The following is a 23,399-nucleotide window of genomic DNA, read 5'->3' on the forward strand; positions in this document are numbered from 1 at the left end:
TATCGAAAGGAACCGACGAGATGAGCAAGGACAAGGCCCCCGAAGCAGCGCCCAAGAAGGGCGGCAAGATGAAGAAGCTGCTGGTGGTCGGCGTCGGCGGAACCGCGCTGATCGGCGCCGGCGCGGGCGCGGGCATCTATCTGGGTGGCGGCCTCGGCGAGCATAAGGCGACGCCGCAGGACAATTACCCCAAGTTGGTCGAGCGCAGCGAAAAGGAAGAAGCGGCCTCGGGCGAGGGCGGCGAAGGCGGCGGCGCGCCGCCGCTGAAGGTCGGCACCGTCTCCGTTCCCAACGATCATTACAAGGTCGATCCCCGCAAATATGAGATCACCTATTATCCGATCGAACAGCCCTTCACGACCAATCTGGCCGACGGATCGGGCTTTCTTCAGGTCGGGATCAGCCTGTCGACCTATTATGACGGCAAGCTGATCACCAACATCAAGCGGCAGGAGGTGCCGATCCGGTCGGCCGTCCTGATGACGCTTGCCGAACAGGATCCGGCGCTGCTTTCGACGTCGCAGGGCAAACAGCGGCTTCAACGCCAGTTGACCAATGCGATTAACCAAGTACTGCGCGACAAGGAGGGGTTCGGGGGCATCGACAATGTCTATTTCACAAGCTTGGTGATTCAGTGACGCTAAACGCCAAACCCGTAGCGGCCGCAGACGCCGCGGCGCGGCAGGAGGCCGAGGCGCAGGCGTCGCTGCTGCTCCGCCGGTCGGAGGGCAGCTATGCCTTTCCGCTGCTCGACGCCGTGAGCAACCAGTTCGCGCGCAGCCTGCGCGATCTGGTGCGCGCTCTCGGCGCGCCGCTCGTGCAGATCGAGCGCGCGCCCGCCGAAACGATGCGCTTTGCCGACTGGTGCGCCGTCGTCGAACCGGCGATTTTCTGGCGCTATCACGCGCCGCCGCTCAAGGGGCCGGTGCTGATCACCGGCGGCCGCGCGCTTGTCCTCCAGCTCGTCGACATCTTTTACGGCGGCAAGGGTCAGCCCGCGGGCGAGCGCGAGGATCTGACCGACGCCGAAGAACGCTTTGCCGCGCGCCTCGGCCGCGACATGGGGTTGCAGCTCGCCGCCGCGTGGCGCGACAAGCACCCGATCGATCCCGAACTCGATTTCGTCACCACCGAAAGCGCCAAGCTCGCCGCGGTGCGCGCCGACGACGAACTGCTCGTCCAGCGGTTCACGCTGCGCGGCGCGCCTTTCGATGGCAAGACCGTAATGTGCGCTTATCCGCAGGCGGCGCTGCGCGGAATCGCGGGGGCCGAACCGGTGCCCGAAATGCGCGACCTGCCGCAGACCGATCCCGTCTGGTCGAACGCGCTCAACAAGGCACTCAAGGACGTCCGCCTGCCCGTGCGTTCGGTCCTCGCGCGTCCCGAGATCAGCCTTGTCAAACTTCTGTCGCTCGAAGTCGGCGACATCATCCCCATCACCATGCCGCGCCAGGTGCCGGTGACCGTCGCCGGACGCAAATTCGCGCTCGGCAGCATCGGCGAAGCCAATGGCAACGCCGCCATCATGATCGATCAAATCGAAAAAGGACCGGACAATGACTGACCTCAGCGACGCGCCCGCAGCGCCGCAGCGCGACCGCCGCGAAGGCAAGACGATTGCCGCCGCCCCCAATTTCGACCTGCTCGCCGGCGTTTCGCTGCGTGTCTCGGTCGAGGTCGGATCGACTTCGATGACGCTCGCCGAGCTGCTCACGATGACCGAAGGCAGCGTGATCGAACTCGACCGCGCGGCGACCGACCTGCTGGACATCTATGCCAATGGTACGCTGATCGCGAAGGGCGAGATCGTCAGCGTCGAGGGCCGCTACGGTATCCAGGTCGCCGAAGTCGTCGCGCCCGACCGCGGCATCGCCGGCTTCGACCGGAGGGCCTGATGCTCGAATATATCCTGCGCCTGCTGATCCTGCTGCCGATCGTCGGCGGCATGGCCTGGGGCAGCCTGTGGCTGTGGAAGCGCGTCCAGATGGGCGTGCCGCTGGGCGGCGGCGCGAAACAGGATCGGCCGGTCGACCTTGTCGGCGTGCTCCCCCTCGGTCCGGGGTCGAAGCTCGCGGTGGTCGAATTTGCCGGGCAACAGATTTTGATCGCGGTATCGCGCAACGGCATCACGCGCCTTGCCGACAACAGCCAGGGCGATTTTCATGTCGACTGACGCCGCCCCGGCGCGCGGCCGCTGGCTGCGCCGCGCGGCGATTGCCGGCGGCATCGCGCTGTTCGTCGCAGCGGCGCCCGCGGCGCATGCGCAGGCGGCTGACGGCCTGACCCGCGCGGTCGGCGAAATCGGCGGCGACGGCCGCCCATTGAGCCTGTCGCTGCAGATCCTGCTGCTGATGAGCCTGCTGACGGTGCTGCCGTCGCTGCTCCTGATGATGACCAGCTTCACGCGCATCATCATCGTGCTGTCGATCCTGCGCCACGCACTCGGCCTGCAACAGACCCCGCCCAACCAGGTACTCGTCGGGCTCAGCCTCTTCCTGTCGCTATTCGTGATGCAGCCGGTGCTCAGCGAGGTGAACCGCGTCGCGATCACCCCTTATGGTCAGGAACAGATCGACATCGGCGAGGCGGTCGTCCGGTCGGGCGACGCGCTCCACGGCTTCATGATGAAGCAGACGCGCAAGACCGACCTGATGATGTTCGCCAAGATCGCCAAGGCGCCCGAATATGCGAGCCCGAAGGACGTCCCCTTTTCGATCCTGCTGCCCGCCTTCGTCACCAGCGAACTCAAGACCGCCTTCCAGATCGGCTTCCTGATCTTTCTGCCCTTTCTCGTCATCGACCTGATCGTCGCCTCGGCGCTGATGTCGCTCGGCATGATGATGCTGTCGCCGACGGTCATATCGATGCCGTTCAAGCTGCTGCTCTTCGTCCTCGTCGACGGCTGGGCGCTGACGATGGGGTCGCTCGCCTCGTCGTTCGGGACATAGGGCGATGGAGGCCGATTATTTCATCGGTGTCGCACAGCAGGCGCTGTGGATCCTCGCGCTCGCCTCGGCGCCGATCCTGATTCCGGTGCTGGTCATCGGCGTGCTGCTCGGCATGGTCCAGGCGGCGACCTCGATCAACGAACAGACGCTCAGCTTCGTACCAAAGCTCATCATCACCGCCATCTGTCTGGCGATCTTCGGCAGCAGCATCCTGGTCCTGCTTACCGATTTCACCCGCGACCTGTTCGCCCAGATACCCAATCTGGTCCGATAGGGCCGCGATGAACCCGGCCGATATCCCGAATATCGAGGCGATGCTCCAGCTCTGGATGCTGGGGATGATCCGCCCCGGCGCCGCCTTTTTGGCCGCGCCGGTGTTCGGGGCGACCAACGTGCCGGTGCAGCTGCGCCTCGTTATCGCGCTCGCGGTCGGCGTTCCCGCGGTCGCGGCGTCGGGGCTCCATCTGCCGCCCGAAGGGCTCGTGTCCTTCACCGGCCTGCTTCTCGTCGCGGGCGAGGTCGTGATCGGCCTCGCGATCGGCTTCGTGCTCCAAATGGGTCTCGCCGCGGCACTGCTCGCGGGCGAGGCGATCAGCAACGCGATGGGCCTCGGCTTTGCGGCGATGGTCGATCCGATGAGCGGACAGATGAGCTCGGCGGTCGGCCAGTTCCTCTCGATGCTGGCCACCGCGCTGTTTTTGGCGGCGAACGGCCATCTGCTGCTCATCGAGATCATCGTGCAGAGCTATAATGCGCTGCCGCCGGGCAACGCCTTTCCCTCCTATGGCGCGATCGAAGGCATCTTGCGCTTCGGCAGCCTGATGTTCGCGGCGGGGCTGACCATCGCCCTGCCTGTCGGCTTCGTGCTGATCATGGTCCAGATGGTGATGGGCGTCATCGGGCGCTCGGCTCCGGCGATGAACCTGTTCGCCGTCGGCCTGCCGGCGACGCTGCTTGCCGGGGTCATCCTGCTCGGCATCGCGACCCCCGCAATGGCCGAGGCGATCGCCCGCTTCCTCTCCGACGCGCTCGACATGGCGCGCCTGCTCGCGGGGGGCTGACGATGGCCGAACAGTCGGACAAGGACCAGAAAACCGAACAGCCAACCCCGAAAAAGCGCGCCGATGCCGCACGCGAGGGCGATGTGCTGATGTCGCGCGAACTTGCGACCGCGCTGATGATGCTCGCGGGTGCCGGCTGGCTTTTTGCTGCGGGCGGCTGGCTCGTTCAGTCAGCGGGCGACCTCATGAAACGCGGCCTGACGCTCAACGCCGACGATGTCGCGCATTTTGCGCCGGGCGAAGCAGTGATGCGCAACGGGGTCGAGATTCTGCTGCCGCTCGGCAGCCTGTTCGCGCTCGCCTTCGTCGCCGCGATCGCCGCACCCGCGATGCTCGGTTCGCTCGGCTGGCGCGGCAAGGCGCTCAATTTCAAGGGTAACCGCATCAATCCGCTGAACGGCCTCAAGCGCATCTTCGGGCCGCAGGGGTTGATCGAACTGGTCAAGTCGATCGCCAAGGTTCTGCTGCTGGGAACGATCGGCTATTGGCTGATCGCGGTCAATCTGCCCGCGATCATGACCATGGCGTCGACCGACCTCAATGCGGCGATCGGGCTCGCAGGCAGCGCCATCGGCCATTCGATGCTCGCTATGGCGGGCGGGCTGGTGGTGATCGCGCTGATCGACGTTCCCGCCCAATGGTATCAGCGCAACCGGCGGCTGATGATGACCAAGCAGGAAGTCAAAGAGGAGATGCGCCAGTCGGACGGCGCTCCCGAGCTCAAGCAGGCGCAGCGCCAGCGGGCGCATGAAATATTGAGCGGGTCGGCACGCAAGGCGGTGACCGACGCGACGGTCGTGCTCACCAACCCGACGCATTTCTCGGTCGCGCTGCGCTATCGCCCGGGCGTCGATGCGGCGCCGGTCGTCGTCGCCCGCGGGCGGGGCGATGTCGCGCTGGCAATCCGCGAGCTTGCCCGCGGCGCCGACATCCCGATCCTGGAATATCCGCAACTCGCCCGCGCCATCTATTTCACCGTGCGCGCCGGGCGGACGATCCCCGAAGAATTGTTCATCGCGGTCGCCACTATCCTCGCCTTCGTGTTCCAGCTCGAACGCGCGGTCGCCGAGGGACGCAGCCAGCCCGATGTCGAGATTCCGGTGTCGCACCAATTCGATCCCGACGGGCGCCGGCAGGGCTGATTTCGCGCTTAATGTCGCGCGCGTGCGGCCGTTAAGAAGAGCGAAGGATATTTGCCATGGCTCTCACTTCCATTGCCAGTTCGCTCGGCGCCGGGTCGGGGATCGACATTCCCAAGCTTGTCGATGATCTTGCGGCTGCCTCGCGCGAGCCCAAGGTTACGCGGCTCTCGACGCTGGCGCAGCAGAATCAGGCGCGGATCAGCGCCGTATCGCAGGCGCGATCGAACCTTGAAGGCTTTGCCGATTCGCTGGCGCAGATGGTGTCCGACGGCACCTTGCGCAGTACGCCGACGGTTTCGGACGAAAGCGTGATTTCGGCAACGACGCGCGCCGGTATCAACGCCGACAGCTTCTCGGCGACGGTGGTCGTCGACCAGCTTGCCCGGGCGCAGACCGCCTATTCGGCGGTGGTCGCCGACAAGACGGCGGCGATCGGGACCGGCACGATGACGCTCAGCGTCGGCGGCACCGACCATGTGATTACAATCGACGGCACGAACAACAGCCTCGAAGGGCTGGCAAAAGCGATCAACGCCAGCGGCAGCGGCGTATCGGCCTCGATCGTGTCCGACACTGGCGGCAGCCGGATCGTGCTCAAGGGCGCGACGGGAGCGGCGAACAGCTTCACGCTGACTGCCGACGCGGGCGCCGATCCGGCGCTCGCGGCGTTCGGCTATGGTGCGGGCGGCGGCATGACGCTGGGCCAATCGGCGACCGATGCCCAATTCACGATCGACGGCGTGGCCTATAGCCGCAGTTCCAATATCGTCGACGACGTGATTCCCGGCATGTCGCTCACGCTTAAAAAGGCATCGCCAGGCCAGGAGGTGGATGTAGGGGCAAGTCGCCCGCTCGATATGATCCGGCAGACGGTGAAGGATTTTGTCGACGTCTACAACCAGCTCAAGAAGAGCATCACCGATGCCGCCGCGATGTCGGGTGACACGCGCGGCCTGCGCGAGCTCGAGGGCCAGCTGCGCGGCATGATGTCGCAAACACTGACCAGCAGCGGCACCTATACGACGCTCGCCGACATCGGCATCTACACGAACAAGGACGGCCTGCTTGCCGTCGATCAAACCCGGCTGGAAACCGCCCTGACGACCGACGCCGGCGCGGTCGAAGCATTGTTCAATCCGCCGCGCGATGGCGCGCATACCGACGTCAGCGATCCGGGCATCGCCGGTGTGCTTGACGCTCTGCGCGACAAGGCCGTGGGGACAGGCGGTGTGATCGATCGCGTCACCAGGACACTCGATGCCAAGAGCAAGGATCTTGCCGACGAGCTCGACAAGGTCAACGAGCGCGAAGACGCCTATCGCGCGCGGCTGGAGAAAAAATACAGCACGCTCGACGCAAAGCTGGCAGCCTTCAAGGCGACCCAGGCCTATCTGGAACAGCAGATCCAGATGTGGAACAACCAGAACAGCAATAACTAAGGGTTTTCGCCGTGCCTGCCACCGCCTCGATCGTCCGCGCCACCGGCACCTACCGCCGGCTGCAGCAGGAAAGCCGTGCCGAGGGCGCCGACCCGGTCGAGCTCGTCGCCATGCTCTATGACGAGCTCGAAACGGCCGTTGGCGTGCTCGGATCGATGGCGCGGCAGGGACAGCGCGTCTCCGCCACCGACCCCGCGCACCGCGCGCGCGCGATCCTGATCGGACTCGACGCCAATCTCGATCATAGCGCGGGCGGCGATGTCGCCGCGGCGCTGTCGCGCGTCTATCGCAGTATGCGCCGCAAGCTCGATGAGGCGATCGCCGCCAATCGCGAAGACGGTTTTGCCGAGGTGCTCGACGGCATCCGTACGATTGCCGAGGCTTGGCGCCAGCTTCGCTGACGCGCCCGCGTCGTCTCTTCATTATCGATCGGTAAAAAAGGGTTCGGCACCGGCCGCGGCCCGCGCCGTCGCTATAAGTGGGGACAAGCGACGACTGGGGTGGGGTGCGACCGGTGCCGAATTCAGCGGCGCCGAAACTGGTGGGGTAGTTTTCAGGCGGCCTGCTGCTGAACTCCATATTTGCGCATCTTTTCGATCAGCGTCGTGCGCTTGAGCGACAGGAGGCGGGCAGCCTCCGAAATGATGCCGTCGGCAAGGTCGAGCGCGACGTGAATCTGTTCCAGTTCGATCGTCTCGATCTCGCGCTTGAGGTCGATCGGCTGACCCGGCGCGGGCTTTTTCGCCTGCGCGCCGGCGGCCGCCGGGATGTCCAGCCCGCCGGCTGGTACCGCGACCGTACCCGTGGGGAGGATCGGCCGCGGTGCCAGCGCTGCGGTGGGGTTCAAAAGCATCGCGACATCGTCGCAGCCGAGCGTTTCTCCGCCGAACAGGACGCTGGCACGCTCGACGAAGTTACGCAGTTCGCGGACATTGCCCGGCCAGCGATGCTGCATCAGCATCGCGATCGCAGCGTCATCATAGCGGCACTTGGCGTCGGCCGGCATCTTGCGCTGGAAATGGCGGATCAGCGCGGGAATATCCTCGACGCGGCTTGCGAGACTCGGCACCTGCAGGACGACGACGCCCAGGCGGAAGAAAAGATCTTCGCGGAATTTGCCCTCGGCGATCGCCGCGCCCAGATCCTGGTGCGTGGCCGAAATGACGCGGACATCGACCGGGCGGACCTCGCTGCTGCCGACGCGAACGATGGTGCGTTCCTCGAGCACGCGGAGCAGCTTGACCTGCATGTCGAAGCGCATGTCGCCGATTTCGTCGAGGAAGAGCGTACCGCCGCTGGCGACTTCGAAATGACCGATACGGCGCGCCGTGGCGCCAGTGAACGAGCCCTTTTCGTGACCGAAAAGTTCGGATTCGATGAGTTCGCTGGGGATAGCACCGCAGTTGATTGCGGCGAAGGCCTTGCCAGCGCGGACGCCTTCGTCGTGGATGGCGCGGGCAACCAGTTCCTTGCCCGATCCCGATGGACCGCACAGCATGACCGAGGCGTTCGATCGCGCCACCCGGCGGATCATCTCGCGCAGCTGGCTGACCGCCGGGCTGTTGCCGATGATCAGCGCTTCGAGCGCTGCGTTATTGCCCTTGTTCTGCCCCACCTCAGTCATTTTCGTCTCCATGGCGCCCCCCATGGCGCCTTTCCGATGAGCCGAGAGATTGAGGAAAATGGTAAACGAAAGATTATCCAGACTATTACAACCCATTGAAAATAAAGCGTTATTGCCAATATGGTAGCAATGGTGGCGCAATTGCGCTGTTAAGGATTTATCTTACTGCCAATCTGGCACTAATATTTGGCCGCGCTGCCCCAGCCGAGCGTGATCGAAATGCGCCGGTTGCGCGGGTCGAAGCGATTCGACGGGACATAGGGTTCGCGATCGGCGACCCCTTCAATGCGCGAGAAGCGGTTTGAATCGATCCCGCGGAACTGGAGATAGTTGCGCACCACCTCCGCCCGGTCGACCGACAGCTGCCAGTTGTTGGTGCCCGCGCCTGCCGACCAGGGTGCCGCATCAGTGTGACCGCGGATCATCAGCTGGTTCGGCACGCCCCCGATCGCCTCGGCCACTTCCTGGAACAGCCGCACGCCTTCAGGGGTGAGCTGGCTCGTTCCCATCGTGAACATCGAGAAGTCGGCATCGTCGACGACGTCGATGCGCATGCCGTCGATGGTCTGGGTAAAGCGCAGGTTGCGCGCGAGGCGGCGCAGATCACCCTTGCGCTGGACGCGCTCGGCGAGCGATTTCGCGACCTGCTGGAACTTCTTGGTTTCCTGTTCGCGGCCCGAAGCCTCTTTGGGTCCGCCGACAACGTCGCGCGGGATCGTGATCGACCGCGTTCCCGTCTGCCCGGCGCGATGCGGATAATTGTCGGCCGAAACGATCGAATCGCCGCCGAACATGCCGTTGGACCCGGCGCTTTCCTGCTTGGTCTGGACGATCGTCGGCGCGAAATAGTCGGCAAGCGCCTTGCGCTGCTTTTCGGTGGTGGCGCCGAGCAGCCACATGAGCAGGAAGAAGGCCATCATCGCGGTCACGAAGTCGGCATAGGCGACCTTCCACGCACCGCCATGGTGGCCGCCATGGCCCCCCTCGATCACCTTTTTGACGATGATCGGCCGCGGCGGCGTGTTGGGACGCGCGGCCATCAGCGGCCCCGCATTCCGTCAAAGACCTCGGCGAAGCTCGGCTGGTTCGAATGTTCGACACCCGAACGCGCTGCTTCGATGACGAGCGGCTGCGGGTGGCCGTGGAGCGATGCGATGATGAGCTGCTTCACCGTGTGATAGATGGCGCCGTCGCTTTCGATCACGCTTTTCGCGCGCGTCGCGAACGGGCCGACGAGCCCGTAGGCGAGCAACACGCCGAGGAAGGTGCCGACGAGCGCCGAACCGATCATTCCGCCCAGAATTTCCGGCGGCTTGTCGATCGAGCCCATCGTCTTCACCACGCCAAGCACCGCCGCGACGATGCCGAGCGCGGGGAGCGCGTCGGCGAGATTCTGCAAGCCGTCGGCCGGCTTCATCGCGTGGTGGTGGTGGTTCTTCACCGCATTGTCCATCACGTCCTCGACCGCGTGCGGATCGAGCGTTCCCGACGACACGACGACCAGGCGCAACGTATCGCAGATCAGGTGGACGAGCGTGCTGTCCTTGAGCAGCCTGGGATATTGCTGGAAGATGGGGGAGCTTTTGGGGTCTTCGATATGCGGTTCGACCGCGACCGGGCCTTCGGTGCGCATCATCTTCATCAGCGAGGACACGAGCAGGATGACGTCGAGATAATCCTGCTTCTTGTACTGCGGCCCCTTGAACACCTTGCCGAGCCCGCCGGCGAGCGCCTTCAGGTCGGCGCCCGAATTGCCGATGATCAGCGATCCGACTGCGGCGCCGCCGATGATGAGCATTTCGTGCGGCAGCGCGTGCATGACGGGACCAAGATTGCCGCCCGTCAGCGCAAAACCCCCGAACACCAGCAGGATCAGTACGACGATGCCGATTACGGGAAACATGCGCGCTCAACTCCATCCGGACCCGCCCGGGGTCCGCCTAAACAGGGACGTCTCTTATGCTTAACGGCAGCGGCGCCGGAAACTTGAGGCCGCTCAGCTCAAAAGATCGAACAAACTCTGCCGGTTGATCTTGGCAAAGGCCGCCTGCGCGGCGCCGAGCGTCAGATCGGCAGCGTTGAGCTGCGCGATCGCAACCGAAAGATCGGTATCCTCGACCGACGAGCGTTCATCGGCCAGCGTCACGCCGCGCGCCGCAAGACTGTCGCCGATCCGCTCGAGGCGGCCGGCGGCGAGGCCTATGGCCGCGTTCTGGTCTGCGGTGTGGTTGATTGCGGTGTCGAGAGCGGTCATCGCCCCACCCATCGCCGTCTTGTCGCCTGCCGCCACCGCGGCCGCGGCATCGCGGACGAAAGTCGACAGGCTCGTCCCGCTGACGGCCAGGGCATCGGCCGCAGATGGCACCGGGGCGAATACCGTGTCCGAATCGAACCGCATTGCGCGCGCATTGCCGGTTGCGAAAAGCGGTTCGCCGTTCGCATCGCGCGTCGCGGCCAGCCCGTCGATCTGGTCGGCAATCGCGCTCAACTCCGCGGCGATCGTCGCGCGATCCGCCGGACTCGCGGTGTCGCTCGCCGCATTGAGCGTGAGTTCCCGAGCGCGGGTGAGCAGATCGCTCGTCGATTGCAGAACACCGTCGGCCTGCGCAGCGAGCGCCTTGCCGGTGTTGATGTTGGTCGCCCAGGTGTCCATCGCCGCCTGGGTCTTGCCGATCGTCGCGATCCGTTTCGACGCCACGACATCGTCGGACATGCGCTGGAGCCGCTTGCCGGTCGAAACCTGGATCTGCAGCTTTTCGATCTGTTCGGCGAGCTTTGACTGGCGCGCGATCTCGCGCGTCATGCGGTTGCCGGTGGCGTTAATCATCGTTCTGCCCCTTGTGGCTCATGGCCCCAAATCCTTCGCCTACACCGCGTTCAGCAGCGCCTGCATCGTGTCGCGCGCGACCTGGATCGTGCGCGCCGCCGCCGAATAGGCTTGCTGGAAACGCAGCAGATCGGCCGCCTCGCGGTCGAGATCGATTTCGCTGACCGCGCTGCGTGCCGCCGAGGCGGCGTCGCGGCGGGTCGTCGCAGCGGCGTCCTGCGCGCGCGCCGATGCGGTCGCCTGCGCCTGCGTCGCCATATGCGCCGCCCAGGCGCTTTCGGGATCGTTCGACCCGCGCATCCCGCCGATCGCAAGCATATTGCCGTTGCTGCTCGTCGCATCGGCCGCCGCGACCTGTGCGGTCGTCAACGGCGCCGCGGCCAGTGTCGCAGCGCTGCCGACGCCAGCGAACAGCGGCTGGCCCGGATTGCCATTGGCATCGACGCCCGCCTGGTGCGCGGCATTGACCTGGTTCGCGAACTGCGCCGACATGGTGTCGAGCCCTGCGCGCTGGTCAGCGACATGGTTCGCCGCCTCAGCCAGTCCGGCGAGCGAGCCCGTCGCGGTCGTGAACGGCGATCCGCCGATACTGTAGGACAGCCGGCCGTCGGCCGCAGCGCTGACCGAAATCGGCGTCACGACGCCGCCGCCGACCAGCGTATCGCCGGTCGCCGTTGCGGTCAGCGTTACCGCGCCATGGCTGTCGAAACTCGCGGTGACGCCGGCCTGCGTCGAAAGCTCGTCGAGCAACCGGTCGCGCTCGTCGAGCAGCGATGCCTCGTTGGTCGATCCCGGGCGCGCCTTGCGCAGCCCGATGTTGATCTGTTCGAGGGCGTTCAAATTGGTGTTGAAGCTATCGACTTCGCCCGCCGCGGCGCTCGAAATCCCGTCGGCCATGCTCGAAAGCTGGCCCGCCGCGGTGCGGAAGCCCGACGCGACATCGTCGACCGATTGCAGAAACTGCGCCCGCAGCGTCGGGTTCGACGGATCGGCGGTGAGCAGATCGGCAGTGTTGAACAGCTTGCCCAGCCCGGTCGCGATCCCGTTCGAATCGTCGCTCATTGCGGCCTCGACCTTGTTCATCCAGTCGAGTTTGGTCGCCGAGCGCTCGGCGTCGCCCGACGAAATGCGCGAATCCTGAATGAGCCACTGGTCGACCGAGCGCGTCACGCCCTGGATCGCCACGCCGCCCGGCTTGATCGAACTGCGATAGAGCGGCATGTTGCTCGCCGCCTGATTCTCGACCAGTTCAAGTGTACGCCGCGCATAGCCGGGCGTCTGCGCGTTGGCGATATTGTCGCCGATCGTCGACAGCGCGCGCGAATAGGCGCGCAGGCCGCTGGCGCCGATGTTGAGAAGGTCGCTCACTGCGCGCCTCCGACCCGGGCGCGGAACTGCGCCTCGACCATGTCGGCGATGCCGAACTGGCGCATTGAGGCAATGCTGTCCGCGGTCTTGGCGTCGGCCATTTCGCGGAAATTGTCAGTCGCACTCGATCCGAAGATGTCGTCGCCCAGCTTGGCCTGCCGCATCGACGAGAGGAGTTGACGCAGGATGACTGCCTCGAAGGATTCGGCCGCCTTGCGCAGTCCGCCGTCGCCGCTGCCGGGGGCGGCGCTGGCGGCGGGGGCGCCGATCGAAGAAAGAGGTGTCGTCATATGATCACCAGTTCCGCAGTGAGCGCGCCGGCCTGGCTCAGCGCCTCGAGGATGGCGACAAGGTCGCCGGGAGGAACGCCCATGCGATTGATCGCATCGACGAGCTCGGAAAGCGATGCGGTGGGCTTCACCATCATCACCGGACGATATTCCTGGTCGACGCCGATCTCGCTCGACTGTTCGACCGTCGTTTCCCCGCGGCTGAACGGTGCAGGCTGCACCACCGTGGGCGATTCCTTGACCGAGACGGAGAGCTTGCCCTGCGTCACCGCCGCGGTGCCGACCCGAACCGCACCGTTGATAACGACCGTTCCGGTGCGCGCATTAACAATGACTCTGGCGGGCGGTTCGGCGCGGATAACCTCGAGATTCTCGATTCGGGACATCAGGCGCATGCGATCGTCGCCGCTGCCGCCGGCGCGAATCGAGATGCTCGCACCATCGAGCATCGTCGCCGCACCCGGCCCGACCGCACGGTTGATCGCATCGGTTACGCGCTGCGCGTTGGTCGCATCGAACTGGTGGAGGTTGAAGGTCAGCTGGTCGCCATAGGCAAATCCCGTATCGACCGCGCGCTCGACTGTCGCGCCGCCGGCGATCCGTCCGCTCGACGGCACATTGACCGTCAGCTTGGAACCGTCGGCGGCGTCGACCCCCAGACCGCCGATGACGAGGTTGCCCTGCGCCATCGCGTAAATCTGTCCGTCCGCGCCATAGAGCGGCGCAAGCACCAGCGTGCCGCCGCGCAGGCTCTTGGCCTTGCCGATCGCCGACACGGTGATGTCGAGCCGTTGACCAGGCTTGGAAAAGGGCGGAAGTTCGGCGGTGACCATCACCGCAGCCGCATTTTTGAGCGCCGGGTTAACCCCTGCAGGAAGCGTCATGCCAAAGCGCGACATTGCGCCCTTCATCCCTAGCGTCGAATAATCGAGGCTGTCGTCGCCCGTTCCGGCGAGGCCCACGACGATGCCATAGCCGGTAAGCTGGTTGGCGCGCAGGCCCTGGAACTGGCCCATGTCCTTGATCCGCTCGGCCGACGCCGGCGCCGCGAAGGCGAAGCCCGCGATCAGCAGGAGGAAGAGGGCGAGAAGGGTGGGACGCTTGGTCACGGCACTATCCTTTAAAAAGGCGTTCAGAAGGGGCTGATGATCGAGAAGAAACGCTGCAGCCAGCCCTGCTTGCTGGCGCGGGCGATCTCGCCCTTGCCGACGTAGCGGATCGTCGCGTTGGCGACGCGGGTCGACAGGACGCGGTTGTCGGGGCCGATGTCGATCGGCCGCACGAGGCCAGAGATCTGGACGCGCTCGTCGCCGCGATTGAGCGTCAGCAGCTTTTCGCCGCGCACCAGCATCATCCCGTTGGGATAGACTTCGGCGACGGTGACGCTGATCTCGCCCGACAGCGCGTTCGACTGGGCGGCATCGCCCTTGCCCTTGAACTGCTGGTCGCCGCTCGCGCCGATGTCGCTGGGCGAAAAGAGCGACAGGGGACCGGTCGATGGCGGGGTCAGGCCGATGCTGCCGCCGCGCTGCGTCGTCGCGCTGTTGCTCTTGGTCGCCGCGGTGCGTTCGACGAGCTGGATCGTGACGATGTCGCCGACCCGGCCGGCGCGGCCACCCGAGGTGAGCGGCGTATAGCCCCCTTGGAAGATTGCACCGTTGGGCGTCGGCGGCGGCGCAGGATCGACGGGCATCGCGACGGCAAAGGCGTCGGGTGCAAGCTTGTCCTTCGCCTGCGCAGCGCCCGGTGCCAGCGTGCCGAAGGGCAGCAGCAGCGCCGATGCGAGGAGCAGGGCCTTAGAGCGTTTGCGTGGCATTTTTCATCATCTCGTCGGTGGCCTGGATCATCTTTGAATTGACTTCGTAGGCGCGCTGCGTCTCGATCATGTCGACCAGTTCCTCGACGACATTGACGTTCGATCCTTCGAGCATGCCCGACCGCAGGATGCCGCGGCCCTCCTCGCCTGCAGCGCCGACCTGCGGTGCGCCCGAAGCGGCGGTTTCGACGAGCATATTGTCGCCGATCGCCTGCAGGCCCGACGGATTGACGAAGCGCGCGATTTCGATGCGGCCGAGCTCGGTTGCCTCGGCCTGGCCGGGAACGGTCGCCGAGACGGTGCCGTCGGCTCCGACCGACACGCCGGTCGCGCCTTCAGGAACCTGGATGTTGGGCTGCAGCGGCTTGCCGTCGGGCGTGACGATCGTGCCATCGGCCGACATGGTGAAATTGCCGGCGCGGGTATAGCCGGTGCGGCCGTCGGGCAGCAGCACCTGAAAGAAGCCGGCGCCTTCGATCGCCATGTCGAGCCCGTTGCCCGTGGCGTTGAGCGAACCCTGCGTATCGATGCGCGCGGTGCCACCCAGTTCGACGCCGGTGCCGAGGTTGAGGCCGGTCGCGTAGCGGTTTTCCGACGACGAGGGCGCACCCGGCTGGGTCATCATCTGATAGCCCAGCGTTTCGAAATTGGCGCGGTCGCGCTTGAAGCCCGTGGTGTTCACGTTGGCGAGGTTGTTCGCGATCACCTGCATCCGGAAGCCCTGGGCATCCAGACCGGTCCGCGCGACGTGCAAGGCACCGAAGCTCATTGTCTATTCTCCTTAACGGGGGAGCTGCATCAGGTTCGCGGTCGCGCTGTCCATGTCGCGCGCGTCGCTGATGAGCTTGAGTTGCGAATCCCAGCTGCGGCTCGCCTCGATCATCTCGACGAGAGCGCTGGTGGCGGCGACGTTCGATCCCTCGAGCGACCGCGTGACGACGCGCGCTTCGGGATCGTCGGGCAGGATGCCGCCGCCCTTGACGCGGAAAAGATTGTCGAGCCCCTTGACGATGTCCGATCCCGCGGGGGTCGTCAGACGCAGTCGGTCGACTTCCTGCGGGTTCTGCGGATCGCCGCCCGTGGGCACGACCCAGATGCGCCCTTCGCTGTCGATGCTGACCTTGTCGGCGGGCGGAATGGTCACCGGGCCCTGCGCCCCCTGGACGGGGTGGCCGTCGCCGGTGGTGAGCAGCCCGCTCGCCGAAACCTGCAGATCGCCGCGGCGCGTATAGGCTTCTTCGCCATTTTCGGCCTGCACGACGAGAAGCGCGTCGCCGGTCACCGCGACGTCGAGGTCGCGGCCGGTGGCGAATACCGCACCGGCGCGCATGTCGGCGCCGATCACTTCCTCCGACGACATGGCACGGGCATTGACGCCGCTGCCCTGAAGCCAGAGCGACTGCGCCTCCGCCATGTCGCCGCGAAAGCCGGGCGTCTGAGCATTGGCAAGATTGTTGGCGATCGCCGTCTGCCGGGCCTGGCTGCCCCGCATCGCGGTGAGGCTGGTGTAGATGAGACGGTCCATCTTCTGGCTCCCGGCAGACGGCTAATCGGAAATTACGAACGCATGTTGATCAGGGTCTGCGTCAGCGTCGACGCGCCCTCGATCGCTTTCGCGTTCGCCTGGAAGTTGCGCTGGGCGGCGATCAGCAGCACCAGCTCTTCGGTGATGTCGACGTTCGAGCGTTCGAGCGCGCCCGAGCGGATCGTACCCATCGGGCCGTTGGTCGCGGCGTCGATCGTCGGCTGGCCGCTTTCGCCCGTCGACTGGTAATGCGCGTCGCCGACGGGGCGCAGCCCTTCCATCGAGGGGAAGCTCGCCATCGCGACCTTGCCGAGCACCTGGCCCTCGCCATTGGCGAAGGTCGCGGTCACAAGGCCGTCGAGGCCGACCGACACATTGACCAGCGCCGAGGTCGGATCCGACGGCGCGCCCGCGGGGAGCACGAAGTCGGTCATGCCGGCAAGCGTGCGGTCGGTGACATTGCCCGACGCATCTACCGGGAGCAGCTGCAGCTTCTGGCCGGTGGTGTCCACGATATGGCCGTCATCAGTCGGGGTGAAGGCGCCGTTGCGGGTGTAGGTCACCTGCTCGCGCGGCGGCTCGCCCTTGACGACGAACATGCCTTCGCCCGCGATCGCGAGATCGAGCGTCTTTTCGCTCGCCTCGAGCGTACCCTGCGTGAACTGCTGGATGATGCCGTTCAGGCGCTGGCCCTGACCTGCGACCATGCGCGTCGACTGGGTCGGCGACGAGGCGAACAGATCGCCGAACTGGGCGCGGCTGCGCTTGAAGCCCGTCGAGCTGGCGTTGGCGATATTGTTCGAGATGACCGACATGTCGGTCTGGGCACCCTTGAGGCCCGAAAGCGAAGTATAGAATGACATGGACTTATCCTTCCTGCGTGGTCGATTGAGTGGCTGCGGCGGCCGCCGCGGCGGCGTCCTGAGCGGTCTTGATGTCCTGAAGCAGCGCGGTCTGCGCCGTGAGCTGGTCCGAGATCGTCTTCAGCGTCGTGTTGGTTTCGGTGACGCCGGCCAGGCTCGAGAATTGCGCCATCTGCGCAACCATCTGCTGGTTGTCGACGGGGTTGAACGGGTCCTGCTGCGACAGCTGAGCGGTCATCAGCCGCAGGAAATCCTGCTGGCCGAGCTGGGTGCCGCTGTTCTTCGGCACCACCGTGATATTGCTTCCGTTAACGGCAGAGGTGGTCGTCATGGCTTATTGTCCCAACCGCAGCGTTTCGTTGATCAGGCCCTTTGCGGTTTCGAGGACCTGGACGTTGTTCTGATACTGGCGAGCCGTCTCGACCATCTCGACCAGTTCGGCGGCGCTATCGACCGCGGCCTCCCAGACGTTGCCGTCCTTGTCGGCGAGCGGGTTCGACGGGTCGTGCCGTTTCGACGGGGCCATTTTGCTGACCGTCACCTGGTCGACCGCGACGGTCGCGCGCCCCGCGCCGTCCATGACGGTGCGGAACACGGGCTTCAGCGAACGGAAGGCTTCCTTTTCGCTGCCCGCGACCGTGCCGGCGTTGGCCAGGTTCGATGCCGTTGTGTTGAGGCGGACTAGCTGCGCCGACATGGCGCGGCCGCTGATGTCGAAGATCGAGAGCGCGCTCATCGTCATTCGCCCTTCAGCGCGCGCGTCAACGTGCCGATCCGGCCCTGCAGAAAGGACAGGCTCGAGCGGTAGGCGAGCGCGTTTTCGGCAAAGGCGGTCTGTTCAGTCGCCATTTCGACGGTGTTTCCGTCGAGCGAGGCCTGCACCGGCACGCGGTAGGCGATGGCGCCTTCGATCGCGCCGTCGGTCGATGCGCCCTGCTGGGCCAGATCGAGCGCCTTGGTAAAATCAAGGTCGCGCGCCTTGTAATTGGGGGTCGCGGCGTTGGCGATGTTCGACGCGAGCATCATCATGCGCTGGCTGCGCAGCTGGAGCGCTGTCGCATGCAGGCCAAAGAGCTTCTCGGATGCCATCATCACTTTCCTTCGCAAGCCACCTTTCGGTAGCGGGCCTTCGCTTGCCGCCATCAAGTGGCGGGCTTCGATCCGTCGCCCCGCCTCGCTGCCGGCGGTCCGGCGCAGGGGCGCGATGAATCACCAAGGCATGATGCAATCGCCGTGCCAAATTGCATTATCGCTTGTTTTTCAGTGCTCTGGGGCAACGTGGCGGCGGGAGCAGGCCCGGCCCGCCAGGCGCTCGTCAAAAGATTGACGGCAATGGGTGCGCAGGCCGCAAATTCGGCGGTTGCCCGCGATTGGCACGCATCCTGCACCGTGACCGGCGACAAAGGACCAGCAAAGGAGATTGGGTCATGTATCGCAGGACGATCGCTGCCCTCGCCGCCGGCATCGCGATGGCGCCCGCCGCAACCGCGCAGCAGGCGACCGAGGATTGGCAGACCATCGACACGCTGACCGCGATGGTCGCAAATGCGATGGGGCGTACCGCGACACCGATCGACCGGCGCATCAAGCTGGCGCGCTGCCCCGAACAGGCATCGATCACCGCGATCGACAGCCAGACGCTCGCTGTGCGCTGCGAATCGCTTGGCTGGCGCTTGCGGGTGCCGATGGCGGCGCAGGCGGGCGCGGCGACCTCCGCCGTCTTCGCCCGCTCCGCCCCGGCCGCCGCGCCGGTCATCCGCCGCGGCGACAATGTCCGCGTCTCGATCGACACCGACAGCTTTTCGGTAAGCTACAACGCCATCGCGACCGAAGACGGCCGCGTCGGCGAAACGATTGCCCTGCGCGGCAATGACGCGAAAAACATGATCAGCGCCACCGTCACCGGTCCGGGCCGCGCGAGCCTTCAGGACTGATTTTCAATCAGTTAAGCCCCACTGGCCCGGTGGTTGTCGATTTTTCGACGCCGCCGGGCCTCTTTTTTTAATTTTTTGGCAACCCGCCCCTTAAAGCGCCGCCCCACCCGCCGTTAAAGGCTCTGAAGCAGTGCCGTCGATTTTCCGACGGTGCATGATGGAGGCTAAGATGGCAGGTGACGACAAACTCGTCCTGCAGGTCGGCGGTGTCACGCGAGCGACACCCGTGCGCAGGACGGCAAGCGGTTCCATCGCTTCGGCGAATCCGCGCACGACGGCCCAGCCCGCTCCGACGGCGGTGCCCGTCGCGCGGCTGATCAGCCTTGCCAACGAAATGGCCGCGCAGGAGCCGCCGGTGGACTATGCCCGTATCGCATCGCTGCGCGCCGCCATTGCGAGCGGCGAATATAGCGTCGATCCCGTCGCGATCGCCAAGTCGATGGCGCTTTTCCACAGCACGGGCGGCAATTCGTGATGATCGAACAGATGCACGAAGTTCAGGCCAAGCTCGATTTGCTCGTCGGCGCGCTCGACGGGCATGATGCCGGGGCGATCGTGTCGGCGACCGAGGATCTGGCGACGGCGGTCATCCTGTTTCGCGGCGCCGGCGTTCCGGCGGGCAGCGAAATGCAGGCACGGGCGCTGATCGGCAAGACGCTGGGCCAGCTCGAAGCGGCCGCGATCCGTATCAATGTCCTGAAGAACTGGACGCGTCAGAGGATTGACATGAACCATGCAATCCGCGGCACGCAACCCAGAGGCCCCGCTTTAACCTATTGATAAGCAAGATTTTCGGGGGCTTTCCCGGAAATGGCACGATGATTGCTTCTCTCCTGCTGAAACAGCGGAACAGAGGCAATGAACGCAATCAACAACCCCCAGGCAGCGAACCGGATCGCCGCACCCGTCATGGATGCGGTGCAGACGGCGTCGGCGCGCACGGGGGTCGATTTCGACTATCTGGTCGATGTCGCCCGCGTCGAAAGCCGCTTCAATCCCGGCGCCAAGGCCGCAACCTCGTCGGCGCGCGGCCTCTATCAGTTCACCAATCAGACCTGGCTCGCAACGCTCGAACGCCACGGCGCCAATCACGGGCTCGCCTGGGCGGCCGACGCGATCCGCCGCGATGGCGCGGGCCGCCTGTCGGTCAGCGATCCGGCGCTGCGCAACCAGATCATGGCGCTGCGCGACGATCCCTTTGCCGCATCGAACATGGCGGCGGCGCTGACCGCCGATAATCGCGAGTTCCTCGAAAGCCGGATGGGCCGCACCGCCGAACCGGTCGATCTCTACCTCGCGCATTTCCTTGGCAGCGCGGGGGCCGCGCGCTTTCTGACCGCGCTCGACGCGAACCCCGACCAGCCGGGCGCCACGCTGTTGCCCGAAGCCGCTGCGGCAAACCGTCCGATCTTTTATGCGCCCGACGGCAGCATGCGCAGCGTCGGCGAGATCCGCCATCTGTTCCGCGCCAAGCTCGACGCCGGCGGCGGGGCACCGCTGCCCGCCGCGGCAGCGCCCGTTTCGACATGGCGCAGCGCCGCAACCAGTTTTTCGGGCGAAGCCGCCGGACGGCCGCCGCTACCGATGATGGATATTCAACCCATGCCCAGGAAATTGTCGATGGACTTTGCCGCCAGTGCCTATCAGCGGCTCGCTTCGCTGTCGGGAGACACCGCATGACCGGGCTCGACGTCCGCAATGCGGCGCGCTTCGCGACTGCCGCGGCACTGCCCGCGGCGATGCTGATTCTCGTCGCGTTGATGGTGATCCCGGTCACGCCGATCATCCTCGACATCAGCTTCATCGGCAATATCATGATCAGCCTCGCGATCCTGATGGTCGCGCTGTCTGCGTCGAAGCCGCTCGATTTTTCCGCCTTTCCGACCGTCTTGCTGCTCGCGACGCTGTTCCGTCTCGCCCTCAACGTCGCCTCGACGCGCGTCGTGCTGGTCCACGGCCACGAAGGCACGTCAGCGGCGGGCCATGTGATCGAAGCGTTCGGCCAGGTGCTGATCGGCGGCGACTATGTCGTCGGCCTGTTCGTCTTCGGCGTGCTGATGATCATCAACCTTGTCGTCATCACCAAGGGCGCAGGGCGCGTGTCCGAAGTGTCGGCGCGCTTCACCCTCGACGCCCTGCCTGGCAAGCAGATGGCGATCGACGCCGATCTCAACGCCGGCCTGCTGACCCCCGACGAAGCCAAGGCGCGGCGTCAGGAAGTCGCTACCGAGGCCGATTTCTACGGCTCGATGGACGGTGCGTCGAAATTCGTGAAGGGCGACGCGGTCGCCGGCCTGCTCATCCTGTTCGTCAATATCGTCGGCGGCCTGATCCTGGGCATGTTCAGCCACGGCCTGTCCTTCTCGCAGGCGGGCAGCACCTATGTCACGCTGGCGATCGGCGACGCGCTCGTCGCCCAGATTCCGGCGTTGCTGCTCTCGATCGCGGCCGCCGCCATCGTCACGCGCGTGTCGTCGCCCCACAACCTGTCGGGCCAGATCGGCAGCCAGTTCGCTTCCCCCCATGTATGGATGGCGGTCGGCGGTATCCTGTTCATCCTCGGCCTTGTCCCCGCAATGCCGCAGATGCTGATCCTGCCTGCTGCGGCGCTGGCCTTCACCATCGGCTGGCAACTCCGGCGCGCAGCGGCCGAAGTCGCTGCCCAGCCCGAACCCGCGGCCCCGGCGCCCGACCCTCATCATATCGAGTGGGCGGATGTCAGCGACATCGGCCCGTGCCAGCTCGAAATCGGCTATGCACTCGTCAGCTTGGTCGACGAACGCAAGGGCGCGCCGCTGATGACGCGGATCACCGGTATCCGGCGCCAGTTGTCGAAGGAACTCGGCTTCGTCGTGCCGCCGGTTAAGGTCGCCGACGACCTGTCGCTGCCCGGCAACGTCTATCGCATCTCGATCGCCGGGGTGATCGTCGGCGAGGACGAGGTCTTCCCGAACGAAATGCTCGCGCTCGATTCGGGCGAACTGGTGACCAAGGTGACGGGCCGCCCCTGCAAGGATCCGACCTTCGGCCTCGACGCGCTGTGGATTCCCAAAAGCGCGCAGAATGACGCGATCGCGGCGGGCTATACCGTCGTCGATCCCGCCACGGTCGTCGCGACGCACCTCAACAACAGCATCATCGCTTCGGCCGCCGAACTGTTCGGCATCGACGATGCCCAGTCGCTGATCGACAATCTCAAGACCCATTATCCGCAGCTTGCGGCGAACCTCAGCCCCCAGGGCTATGCGCTGCCGCGCGTCGCCGCGCTGTGCAAGGCGCTGCTCATCGAGCGCGTGCCGCTGCGCGACTTCCGCAAGATTGCGGAGGCTATGGTCGCGCTCGTCGGCCAGCAGCTCGGCGATGGCGACCTGATCGAAGCGGTGCGCCAGCGCATCGGCGCGCTGATCGTCCAGACGATCGTGCCGAGCCGCATGCCGCTGCCTGTCGTGACCTTCACCCCCGATATCGAAGTGCTGCTCAATCAGGCGGTGCGCGCAAATCCGGGCGCCGAATGGCCGTTCGAACATGGCATGGCGATGAAGATCGTCGAACAGATCGGCCAGGCGGTCGAGCCGCTGCTGCTCCAGACGCGTAGCTTCGCGCTCGTCGCCTCCCCCATCTGTCGCCCGGCGCTGTCGCGGCTGGTGCGCGCGACATTCCCCGATGTTGCGGTGATCTCCTACCTCGAAATCCCGGCGACCAAGGCAACCGAAATCGTCGCGACGATCGGTGCCGATCAACCGCGGCTGACCAGCGGCGAAGAAGCCTATCAGAAGGACGAGCCCCATGAAAATTGAGCCCGCCGAGCAATTTGCGGGAAAGACCGCGCACGCCCTGCGGCCGCAAGGCTATGGCGAGAATGTCGAGGCGCTGATCGCCGAACATGCGCCGCTCGTGCGCAAGATCGCCTGGCAGGTTCATTCGCGCGTGTCGCGGACGAGCGATCTTGAGGATCTGATCCAAGTCGGGCTGATCGCGCTGATCGAAGCGAGCCGTACCTATGAAGAGCGCGGCTTCGCCTTCACCACCTATGCATCCACGCGGATTCGCGGCGCAATGATCGACCAGCAGCGGCGCGAGGCCGATGTCGGGCGCGCCGCGATGGCGGCCGCCAAGCGGCTCGCGGCGACGCGCGCCGCGCTCGAACAACAGCTGATGCGGGCGCCGGGCGCCGCCGAAATGGCCAAAGCGATGGGGATGGGTGCCGAGGAATATTTCGAGTTCGAACGCAGCGCGACGCACGGCCGCTCGACCTCGCTCGACGAAATGATGAACGAAGGCGATTTCCTGTTCGCCGACGACCGGCTCGGCGCCGGCGAGCTGCTCGAACAGGAAGGAATGCTCGACGCGCTGCGCGCCTGCATCGGGCGCCTGTCGGACCGCGAACAGATGGTCCTGCAGCTCTATTTCTTCGAAGAGCTCAATCTGCAGGAAATCGGGCTGACGCTCGACGTCAGCGCGGCGCGGGTCTGCCAGATCAAGCGCGACGCGATGGCCAGGATCGACCGCATGATGCGCGAAATGACCGAATGACGCGAACGGCCGGATGCGGCGGCGACCAG

Annotated in this window: 30 protein-coding genes; 16 read left to right on the forward strand and 14 right to left on the reverse strand. The window is 65.5% G+C overall.

Annotation, left to right across the window (positions count from 1 at the left end):
- Positions 1 to 20 precede the first annotated feature (20 nt).
- From fliL to fliS, 10 genes are read left to right on the forward strand one after another with little or no spacing between them, the layout of a single operon-like run.
- A complete protein-coding gene (gene fliL, locus MU856_RS14660; RefSeq protein WP_062901632.1) occupies positions 21 to 638 on the forward strand; it encodes a flagellar basal body-associated protein FliL in 618 nt (205 codons plus the stop codon).
- Complete coding sequence (locus tag MU856_RS14665; protein WP_263587816.1) at positions 635 to 1,564, forward strand: flagellar motor switch protein FliM; 930 nt, start codon at positions 635 to 637, stop codon at positions 1,562 to 1,564. The genes fliL and MU856_RS14665 overlap by 4 nt, the downstream gene beginning before the upstream one ends.
- Positions 1,557 to 1,895 carry a flagellar motor switch protein FliN gene (gene fliN / locus MU856_RS14670; RefSeq protein WP_003041437.1) on the forward strand — a complete coding sequence of 113 codons (339 nt, stop codon included), beginning with the start codon at positions 1,557 to 1,559 and terminating at the stop codon, positions 1,893 to 1,895. The genes MU856_RS14665 and fliN overlap by 8 nt, the downstream gene beginning before the upstream one ends.
- On the forward strand, positions 1,895 to 2,173 hold the full coding sequence (locus tag MU856_RS14675; protein ID WP_003041439.1) for a flagellar biosynthetic protein FliO: 279 nt from the start codon (positions 1,895 to 1,897) through the stop codon (positions 2,171 to 2,173). The genes fliN and MU856_RS14675 overlap by 1 nt, the downstream gene beginning before the upstream one ends.
- Complete coding sequence (fliP, locus tag MU856_RS14680; protein ID WP_058812233.1) at positions 2,163 to 2,948, forward strand: flagellar type III secretion system pore protein FliP; 786 nt, start codon at positions 2,163 to 2,165, stop codon at positions 2,946 to 2,948. The genes MU856_RS14675 and fliP overlap by 11 nt, the downstream gene beginning before the upstream one ends.
- Positions 2,949 to 2,952: 4 nt before the next feature.
- Positions 2,953 to 3,222: a flagellar biosynthetic protein FliQ gene (locus MU856_RS14685; protein WP_058812234.1), complete on the forward strand. Its 270-nt coding sequence runs from the start codon at positions 2,953 to 2,955 to the stop codon at positions 3,220 to 3,222.
- A gap of 7 nt (positions 3,223 to 3,229) precedes the next feature.
- Positions 3,230 to 4,009, forward strand: coding sequence for a flagellar biosynthetic protein FliR (fliR, locus tag MU856_RS14690; RefSeq protein WP_003041447.1), 780 nt, complete (start codon positions 3,230 to 3,232; stop codon positions 4,007 to 4,009).
- Positions 4,010 to 4,011: 2 nt separating this feature from the next.
- The gene (gene flhB / locus MU856_RS14695) at positions 4,012 to 5,151 is read left to right on the forward strand and encodes a flagellar type III secretion system protein FlhB (protein WP_062901630.1); all 1,140 of its coding nucleotides are present in this window, start codon (positions 4,012 to 4,014) and stop codon (positions 5,149 to 5,151) included.
- Positions 5,152 to 5,207: 56 nt separating this feature from the next.
- Positions 5,208 to 6,590 (forward strand): flagellar filament capping protein FliD, encoded by a 1,383-nt coding sequence (gene fliD / locus MU856_RS14700; protein WP_062901629.1) that lies wholly within the window; start codon positions 5,208 to 5,210, stop codon positions 6,588 to 6,590.
- A gap of 11 nt (positions 6,591 to 6,601) precedes the next feature.
- A complete protein-coding gene (gene fliS / locus MU856_RS14705; RefSeq protein WP_062766132.1) occupies positions 6,602 to 6,991 on the forward strand; it encodes a flagellar export chaperone FliS in 390 nt (129 codons plus the stop codon).
- A gap of 152 nt (positions 6,992 to 7,143) precedes the next feature.
- Here fliS and MU856_RS14710 read toward each other — a convergent pair whose 3' ends face one another.
- The 14 genes from MU856_RS14710 to flgB form a co-directional block, all read right to left on the reverse strand.
- Positions 7,144 to 8,214 carry a sigma-54 interaction domain-containing protein gene (locus MU856_RS14710; RefSeq protein WP_120694154.1) on the reverse strand — a complete coding sequence of 357 codons (1,071 nt, stop codon included), beginning with the start codon at positions 8,212 to 8,214 and terminating at the stop codon, positions 7,144 to 7,146.
- Positions 8,215 to 8,393: 179 nt separating this feature from the next.
- The gene (locus MU856_RS14715) at positions 8,394 to 9,254 is read right to left on the reverse strand and encodes a flagellar motor protein MotB (RefSeq protein WP_263587817.1); all 861 of its coding nucleotides are present in this window, start codon (positions 9,252 to 9,254) and stop codon (positions 8,394 to 8,396) included.
- On the reverse strand, positions 9,254 to 10,117 hold the full coding sequence (motA, locus tag MU856_RS14720; protein WP_003041465.1) for a flagellar motor stator protein MotA: 864 nt from the start codon (positions 10,115 to 10,117) through the stop codon (positions 9,254 to 9,256). The genes MU856_RS14715 and motA overlap by 1 nt, the downstream gene beginning before the upstream one ends.
- A gap of 93 nt (positions 10,118 to 10,210) precedes the next feature.
- Complete coding sequence (locus MU856_RS14725; protein WP_186402825.1) at positions 10,211 to 11,041, reverse strand: flagellin; 831 nt, start codon at positions 11,039 to 11,041, stop codon at positions 10,211 to 10,213.
- Positions 11,042 to 11,080: 39 nt separating this feature from the next.
- Entirely contained in the window at positions 11,081 to 12,409 is a 1,329-nt protein-coding gene (flgK, locus tag MU856_RS14730; RefSeq protein ID WP_062766134.1) for a flagellar hook-associated protein FlgK, read from the reverse strand.
- A complete protein-coding gene (locus tag MU856_RS14735; RefSeq protein ID WP_082819888.1) occupies positions 12,406 to 12,699 on the reverse strand; it encodes a rod-binding protein in 294 nt (97 codons plus the stop codon). The genes flgK and MU856_RS14735 overlap by 4 nt, the downstream gene beginning before the upstream one ends.
- Entirely contained in the window at positions 12,696 to 13,808 is a 1,113-nt protein-coding gene (locus MU856_RS14740; RefSeq protein ID WP_062901626.1) for a flagellar basal body P-ring protein FlgI, read from the reverse strand. Before MU856_RS14740 ends, MU856_RS14735 begins: the two co-directional genes overlap by 4 nt.
- A 23-nt stretch (positions 13,809 to 13,831) precedes the next feature.
- Positions 13,832 to 14,515, reverse strand: a complete 684-nt coding sequence (locus MU856_RS14745; RefSeq protein WP_062901625.1) for a flagellar basal body L-ring protein FlgH — start codon at positions 14,513 to 14,515, stop codon at positions 13,832 to 13,834.
- On the reverse strand, positions 14,496 to 15,284 hold the full coding sequence (flgG, locus tag MU856_RS14750) for a flagellar basal-body rod protein FlgG (RefSeq protein WP_062901624.1): 789 nt from the start codon (positions 15,282 to 15,284) through the stop codon (positions 14,496 to 14,498). The genes MU856_RS14745 and flgG overlap by 20 nt, the downstream gene beginning before the upstream one ends.
- Before the next feature lie 12 nt (positions 15,285 to 15,296).
- The gene (gene flgF / locus MU856_RS14755; RefSeq protein WP_062901623.1) at positions 15,297 to 16,040 is read right to left on the reverse strand and encodes a flagellar basal-body rod protein FlgF; all 744 of its coding nucleotides are present in this window, start codon (positions 16,038 to 16,040) and stop codon (positions 15,297 to 15,299) included.
- Positions 16,041 to 16,072: 32 nt separating this feature from the next.
- Positions 16,073 to 16,903 carry a flagellar hook-basal body complex protein gene (locus tag MU856_RS14760; RefSeq protein ID WP_003041489.1) on the reverse strand — a complete coding sequence of 277 codons (831 nt, stop codon included), beginning with the start codon at positions 16,901 to 16,903 and terminating at the stop codon, positions 16,073 to 16,075.
- A 4-nt stretch (positions 16,904 to 16,907) separates the two neighbouring features.
- On the reverse strand, positions 16,908 to 17,234 hold the full coding sequence (locus tag MU856_RS14765) for a flagellar hook assembly protein FlgD (protein WP_003041492.1): 327 nt from the start codon (positions 17,232 to 17,234) through the stop codon (positions 16,908 to 16,910).
- 3 nt (positions 17,235 to 17,237) lie between these two features.
- Positions 17,238 to 17,645 carry a flagellar basal body rod protein FlgC gene (gene flgC, locus MU856_RS14770; RefSeq protein WP_003041494.1) on the reverse strand — a complete coding sequence of 136 codons (408 nt, stop codon included), beginning with the start codon at positions 17,643 to 17,645 and terminating at the stop codon, positions 17,238 to 17,240.
- Positions 17,642 to 17,995: a flagellar basal body rod protein FlgB gene (flgB, locus tag MU856_RS14775; RefSeq protein WP_062766137.1), complete on the reverse strand. Its 354-nt coding sequence runs from the start codon at positions 17,993 to 17,995 to the stop codon at positions 17,642 to 17,644. The genes flgC and flgB overlap by 4 nt, the downstream gene beginning before the upstream one ends.
- Before the next feature lie 335 nt (positions 17,996 to 18,330).
- Here flgB and MU856_RS14780 point away from each other — a divergent pair, with 335 nt between their 5' ends.
- The 6 genes from MU856_RS14780 to MU856_RS14805 all read left to right on the forward strand — a co-directional run bounded on the left by MU856_RS14780 (position 18,331) and on the right by MU856_RS14805 (position 23,370).
- Positions 18,331 to 18,837, forward strand: coding sequence for a flagella basal body P-ring formation protein FlgA (locus MU856_RS14780; RefSeq protein WP_062901622.1), 507 nt, complete (start codon positions 18,331 to 18,333; stop codon positions 18,835 to 18,837).
- A 169-nt stretch (positions 18,838 to 19,006) separates the two neighbouring features.
- Positions 19,007 to 19,312 carry a flagellar biosynthesis anti-sigma factor FlgM gene (flgM, locus tag MU856_RS14785; RefSeq protein ID WP_062901621.1) on the forward strand — a complete coding sequence of 102 codons (306 nt, stop codon included), beginning with the start codon at positions 19,007 to 19,009 and terminating at the stop codon, positions 19,310 to 19,312.
- Positions 19,312 to 19,617 carry a hypothetical protein gene (locus MU856_RS14790; protein WP_058812243.1) on the forward strand — a complete coding sequence of 102 codons (306 nt, stop codon included), beginning with the start codon at positions 19,312 to 19,314 and terminating at the stop codon, positions 19,615 to 19,617. Before flgM ends, MU856_RS14790 begins: the two co-directional genes overlap by 1 nt.
- Before the next feature lie 78 nt (positions 19,618 to 19,695).
- Entirely contained in the window at positions 19,696 to 20,517 is an 822-nt protein-coding gene (locus MU856_RS14795) for a transglycosylase SLT domain-containing protein (protein WP_062901620.1), read from the forward strand.
- Positions 20,514 to 22,634, forward strand: a complete 2,121-nt coding sequence (gene flhA, locus MU856_RS14800; protein ID WP_058812245.1) for a flagellar biosynthesis protein FlhA — start codon at positions 20,514 to 20,516, stop codon at positions 22,632 to 22,634. Before MU856_RS14795 ends, flhA begins: the two co-directional genes overlap by 4 nt.
- Entirely contained in the window at positions 22,624 to 23,370 is a 747-nt protein-coding gene (locus MU856_RS14805) for a sigma-70 family RNA polymerase sigma factor (protein WP_062901619.1), read from the forward strand. The genes flhA and MU856_RS14805 overlap by 11 nt, the downstream gene beginning before the upstream one ends.
- Positions 23,371 to 23,399: the final 29 nt, after the last annotated feature.

The organism is Sphingopyxis sp. GC21 (assembly GCF_025727575.1).
GTDB lineage: Bacteria > Pseudomonadota > Alphaproteobacteria > Sphingomonadales > Sphingomonadaceae > Sphingopyxis > Sphingopyxis terrae_A.